This window comes from Candidatus Palauibacter australiensis, from assembly GCA_026705295.1.
Lineage (GTDB): Bacteria > Gemmatimonadota > Gemmatimonadetes > Palauibacterales > Palauibacteraceae > Palauibacter > Palauibacter australiensis.
The window spans coordinates 1-5,406 of the sequence record JAPPBA010000158.1 but is presented as its reverse complement, the minus strand read 5'-3'; the positions used below and the strand labels follow the sequence as shown (position 1 = coordinate 5,406).

Below are 5,406 nucleotides of genomic sequence, written 5' to 3'. Positions count from 1 at the left end.
GCACCGCGGGCGACCGCGCGCCCTCGGCGGTGCCCGCCGTCGATGCCGAGGCCGGAGCGCTGGCGCTCCTCGAGGGCGTCACCCCGGAGACGGCCACGGCCGCGCTGTACGACGGGAGGGTCCTGGACGACGCCCGGCTCGACGCGCTGGACCTGCTGGGCAACGCGAACGGAAGCTACGACCTCGGCGACCTGCTGGCGTGGATCGCGCACTGCCGGAGGGACGCGGCGCACTGCGGCGGAACGGGGACCTCGACGGACGGCGGTTCCGGACCGGCGGCCGGACTGGTGCCGCTGGGCGCGGGGTTTGCGATCCGGCGGCGGGGACGGAGGCGGCGGGGACGGGCACGGAAGCGCGAACGAACGGCGGGCCGCCGCGCGGCGCGGCGGCCGCGGATCACGGTGCTGGCGCTGGCCCTTGCCGCGGCGGTCTGGGGCTGCGACGCGGGCCGGCCGGGCAGTCCGACCGAGCCCACCGCGCCAACGGGGCCGGGACTGCTGGAGGTCCGGGTCGCGGTGCCGGCCGGAGCGCGCGCCGCCGGGGCGATGCTGGTCTTCGAGGGTCCGGGCATCGACTCGGTCGAGCCGTCGGCCCCCGGGTTGGAGCTGGTCCATTTCGGCGGAGCCCCGGCCCGGAGGGAGGTGATCGTCGCCGGCGAACTGGCCACCGGGACGCTCCTGCGGATCGGCGTGCCCGATACCGGCAACCGTGCGCGGTACCGGGTCGCGGTCGTTCAGGTGGCGGGCGGCGACTACGAGCTCATGGACCCGGCCGATTTCGAGGTCGCCCTCGCGCGCTGACGAAGCCGCCGAGCGATCTCCGAAGAGGGGCGGTGGTCGTCGATCCCAGGCAATCCCGGAGGCCGTAACTTCTCCGAGAACGCTCCGGCTCAGCCCCCGTCTTCAGATGCAGGCGTCATGGTCCCGTGACCCGAGTGCTCATGGCGTGCGGCGCGAGCTGCCATCGGCGTTGAGGACGATGCATCCCTCGCCCTCGGGCACGGGATCGAAGGCCTTTGGGAGTTGCGACACGCCGGTGATCGTGCGGACGACGGCGAAGGCGGCGACCCCCGCCGATGGAAACGCTTCCGCGATTCGGCGAACGCACGCGTGAAGCGTAGCGCCGGTGGTGATTACGTCGTCCACGACCGTGATCCGGTAGAGGTGATCGAATCCAAGAACAGGCGGTTCGGATAGGGCGACCGTCGAGTAATGACGCTCCTCCGTGGGCCGAGCACCTCGGGACCAAGCGGACTTCGGCACCTTTTCCAGCCGGTGAAGCCATTCCCTACGTCTTCCAAGCCCTTCCGCTTCCATTGACCGCACCAGTTCGACGGTCGTGGACCGCGGCTCGCCTCCCTTCACCCGAGGGGCGTGGCCGGGTGCGGGCACGAGAGCGACGCCGGAGCCGAAGTACGTCGGGAAAAGGTGCCGGCCGTGATCCGATGCCATCCACGACGCGATGCTCTTGATTCTCTTGGGATCGGAGAACTTCAGATCCATGACGAGCTCCCAACCTTGGCGCGTCATAGCCGTGTCGCCGGGGCGGGGCCGACCGGGACGGTACGCAGCCACCGATCCGAACGGAACACCTTCAGAACGGTAGGTCATCCGCACGCGCCGCTGATCCGACGCATCGGGAAGGGAGATCGTCGAGCACCAGCGGGAGCGTCCTTGCATCGAAGCTGAAGGCCCCGTATCGGATCATCTCGTCGGCCCAGCCGGGCGACTGTCTTGCGAGCGATCGTTTGGGAAAGAGTACGGGCCGCCCGAGCCTGATCGCCTCCCATCCCTGGTGTCTCGTCCCGCTGTTGGTGGCCGCCTCGACGATCAGCGTGGCGTCGGACAGAAGAGCCATGGTCTTGTTGCGCAGAGGGAAGTTCGACCGGTGCGTGGGCTGACCGGGCGGAAACTGCGACACCAGCAGATGCCGCTCCCCGATCGCGTCTTGGAGGCTCCGGTTTCGCGGCACCGCGTACTGATCCAGCGATGTGCCCAGGACGCCCACCGTCCTGCCGCCGTTGGACATCGACGTCTCGTGGGCCACGGTGTCGATCCCCAACGCCAGCCCGCTCACCACCGTGACACCGTGCGACACCAGCATCTCGGTAATGCGCCGCGCCAATTCCAGGCCCTCGGACGACGCCCGCCGGGATCCCACCACGGCGATTCGTGGGCCGCCCTCCAGCAGCGACGCATCGCCCTGCAGGAAGAGCTTGCGCGGGGCGGCTTTCAACTCGAACTCATTGAGAGGTCCGAGCACATCGTCGGGTACCACGGTTCTTGGCTGTCTCACTTTCACCGCTCCCGGTTCATGCTCCGCTCGCTGCTGCATCTGCTCGGTTGCTTTCTCCGCGTCAGGAGTCGATGACGCAATATAGCGACCTCCCGCTCGCACCGATAAACGGCGAGACGCCCGCCACCGCTACAACCGTTTCGAGACCCAGACCGCCCGCCCGACGACACGGACATCCTCGGCGAGGCACTCGTGGCTGTCGTACGTCGGGTTTAGGGACCTGAGCACGACCCTGGGCGGGTCGGAGAGCGGCACGTGCTCGATCCGCTTCGCGACGAGTCCCATGCCGTCCCAGATGACGAAGATCCCCGGCGGCACCGGCACCGTCCGGCTTACGTCGATCAGGACGCGGTCGCCGCTCGCGAGGACCGGCTCCATCGAGTCCCCGTCCACCGGAATCATCCACAGGTCGCCGGGCTCGGCCCGCAGCTCGTGGCGGATGAGCGGATCGGCGAACAGCCAGGCCTCGTTCGCTTCCTCCAGATCGCCACTCCAAGCTCCGGCGGCAGCCGCCCGCCGGACATCGGCCTCCGGCACGGCGCTGTAGCCCTTCGGGGCGGAATAGGGTCCGGAAGCGGGCGGCGGTTTGGCACGCACCGCACGCCGGACTTTCCGGTCGGGCCGGAGCAGGTCGGGCCTGCACCCCAGATGCTCGGCAAGGATCTCGCGGTCATCCTCAGCCAAAGCCTTCGGCGTGCCCCGTTTGATGAACTGGTGCAGGTAGGCGGCGTTCCGCCCCATGGCGAGCGAAGCGGTTCGCAGGTTCGAGCCGTTCGCAGCCAGTAGCTGGAGCAGCCGTTTGCGCACCGGGTCCAGTGCCTTGTCGTGCTCTCGCTGCGTCATGGTGTGGGAGTCTACCTGCATTTCCTGCCCGGTACAACCCACGACCTCGGCACGGCGGTACACCGGCCAGTCCACCGCCGATTTGGGGGCACGGGAGCGCGACTGGCGACGGCAGCCAACGGGTTTACCCCACCGCTGGAACGCTCAGGAACACTCTGGAATGTCGGGTTTTTCCTACCAGTTGACCCCCTTGCGAACAGCGTTTCAACGTTTGTGGCATGAAGACGCTGGAAGGGCACTTCAGGTCGCGCTTGGACGCGTTCATCGAGAGCACGGGCATGCCCCTGTCCACGCTCGGGCGCAGGGCGATCGGCGACCCGAACCTGATGCGCGAGATCGGGAGGGGCCGCTCGCCGACGCTGCGGACGGCCGACCGGATTCTGGCGTACACGACCACCTACGAGCGGGAGCGGCATCGCGCGCGGTATCCGCCGCCGCGGCGGCCCCGGAAGCGGAAAAAACCGCGAGCGAAACGAACGAGGAGATCTGGAACGATGACCGCAAGCCCGAAGGACCCGCGCACTACTTCGCCCGTGCGCTTGCTGCGCCGGCCGGAGGTCGAGGCTCGCACCGGCCTGTCGCGGAGCTCGATCTACGCGCGGATGGCGGAGGGGACCTTCCCCCGCCCGGTCCGGCTGGGCAAGTACGGCGTGGCCTGGATCGAGGCGGAGATCGACGAGTGGGTCCGCAACCGGATCTCGGCGGGCAGGACGGCGGAGAGCCCGTCGTCCACGAACCAACAAGGAAAGGACGAAGAACGATGAGAACGTTGCTAACAACGATGCGGGGAGCCGCGTGGGCCGTGCTGCTCATGCTGACGCCCAGCGCGGTTCACGCCCAGGGCACGAGTCCGTGGGTGGACGCGGTGAACGAGCTACAGACGCAGTTCACGGGACCGATCGCGCGGGGTTTGTCGCTGATCGCGATCGTGGTGGGCGGGCTGATGTTCGCGTTCGGCGAGGGCGGGAGCAAGCGCACGCTGGCGGGCATCATCTTCGGGATCGGGATGGCCGTGGGCGCGGTGAACTTCCTCGGCTGGCTGTTCTGATGCAGGGCCTCACGCGCTGGGCAGGCTACGGCGCACTCAACCGTCCGCTGACGGTGCTGGGCGTGGAGCGGCGGCTGTTCCTGCTGGGGGCGACGCTCGCCGTCGCAGTGTGGAACGCGACGGCCTCGCTGGTGGCGGGCGGCATGGTGTTCGCTGGCTGCTACGGCGCGGGCTGGCTGGCTGGCCGGAGGGATCCGGCCATGCTCGCGGTGCTACGGGCGGCGGCGCGCCATCCGGCGCGGTGCGATCCGGGCAAGTGGACGGACGAGCCGTGGCATCTCCGCATCCGGACGGACTCGAAGTGAGAGTCGCGGAGGAACGCCGGGCCTACGAGGCGGCGGGCTCGCTGGCCGAGGAGTTGCCCTACTGGGGCTGGCTGGAAGACGGCCGCACCTGCCTGACCCGTTCGGGCGAGTTGATCGCGGCGGGGCGGATCCGGCCCGCCGCGGTGGACGGCCGCGCGCCCGAACAGATCGACCGCGTGCTCGGGCTCTGGCAGCGGCTGTTGTCAGGGCTCGGTTCCGACACGCGCCTCCAGTTCCACATGCTCCGGCGTCCCAGCCTCGCCGAGGGTCCGGACGACGGCGGTTCGGACATCGCGTCCCTGTCGGGCCGCAAGCGAAGCGCGTTCCTCGCCGGGCGCGTCCAGCGGCTCGACGCCTTCGTAGTCTGGTCGCACGACCCGGGCCTCCGCCCGGCGGGCGGGGGTTCCGGGCCGGGACCGCTGTCGCGGTTCAAGCGGTTGGGCAAGCGCGGCGGCAAGACGGCAACGGCCTACCTGGCCTCGGAGATCGAGGCGGCAGCGGGCCGGTTCAGGGCGATGATCGACGCTGGCCGCTCGCTGGTGGCCGAGCACACGCCCGTCGAGATGCTTGGAGCCCTTGAGGCTTCCCGGCTTCTTTCCGAACTGATCAACCGCCCCGGCACGTTCTGGGACGGTGCGACCGGCAGCGGCATGAACTGGCGGCTCGCGCTCTCGGAGTTGGAGGCGGAGCGGTCGCACCTTCGGCTCGACGGCGAGCCGGTCATTCTCTATTCGCTGTTGTCGCCGCCCGGCCAGGCGCACGCGAACCTGCTCAAGGATCTCTACTGCCTGGACGCGGTGACGACCGTCTCGCTCGAATGGCGGCCGTGGACGGTGGAGGCGGCGCGGCGCCGGATTCGTAGCGCGCAGCGCCACTACTTCTCGCGCCGCTACTCGATGATGGCGCACGCGCAGG

8 protein-coding genes are annotated in these 5,406 nt (G+C 69.5%); 5 read left to right on the top strand and 3 right to left on the bottom strand.

The window, feature by feature from the left end:
* Positions 1–800: hypothetical protein (locus OXN85_13215; GenBank protein ID MCY3600920.1), on the top strand; the 800-nt coding region annotated here is incomplete at its 5' end.
* Between the two features lie 138 nt (positions 801–938).
* Here OXN85_13215 and OXN85_13210 read toward each other — a convergent pair.
* From OXN85_13210 to OXN85_13200, 3 genes are all read right to left on the bottom strand, one after another.
* Positions 939–1,145 (bottom strand): hypothetical protein, encoded by a 207-nt coding sequence (locus OXN85_13210; GenBank protein ID MCY3600919.1) that lies wholly within the window; start codon positions 1,143–1,145, stop codon positions 939–941.
* A 448-nt stretch (positions 1,146–1,593) separates the two neighbouring features.
* The gene (locus OXN85_13205; protein MCY3600918.1) at positions 1,594–2,295 is read right to left on the bottom strand and encodes a DNA-processing protein DprA; all 702 of its coding nucleotides are present in this window, start codon (positions 2,293–2,295) and stop codon (positions 1,594–1,596) included.
* A 129-nt stretch (positions 2,296–2,424) separates the two neighbouring features.
* Positions 2,425–3,138 carry a peptidase S24 gene (locus OXN85_13200; protein MCY3600917.1) on the bottom strand — a complete coding sequence of 238 codons (714 nt, stop codon included), beginning with the start codon at positions 3,136–3,138 and terminating at the stop codon, positions 2,425–2,427.
* A 494-nt stretch (positions 3,139–3,632) separates the two neighbouring features.
* On the opposite strand from OXN85_13200, the gene OXN85_13195 reads away from it, so the two are divergent.
* From OXN85_13195 to OXN85_13180, 4 genes are all read left to right on the top strand, one after another.
* Complete coding sequence (locus OXN85_13195; GenBank protein ID MCY3600916.1) at positions 3,633–3,902, top strand: AlpA family transcriptional regulator; 270 nt, start codon at positions 3,633–3,635, stop codon at positions 3,900–3,902.
* The gene (locus tag OXN85_13190) at positions 3,899–4,186 is read left to right on the top strand and encodes a TrbC/VirB2 family protein (protein MCY3600915.1); all 288 of its coding nucleotides are present in this window, start codon (positions 3,899–3,901) and stop codon (positions 4,184–4,186) included. Before OXN85_13195 ends, OXN85_13190 begins: the two co-directional genes overlap by 4 nt.
* Positions 4,186–4,491, top strand: coding sequence for a VirB3 family type IV secretion system protein (locus OXN85_13185; protein ID MCY3600914.1), 306 nt, complete (start codon positions 4,186–4,188; stop codon positions 4,489–4,491). Before OXN85_13190 ends, OXN85_13185 begins: the two co-directional genes overlap by 1 nt.
* Positions 4,458–5,406: hypothetical protein (locus OXN85_13180; protein MCY3600913.1), on the top strand; the 949-nt coding region annotated here is incomplete at its 3' end. The genes OXN85_13185 and OXN85_13180, both read left to right, overlap by 34 nt.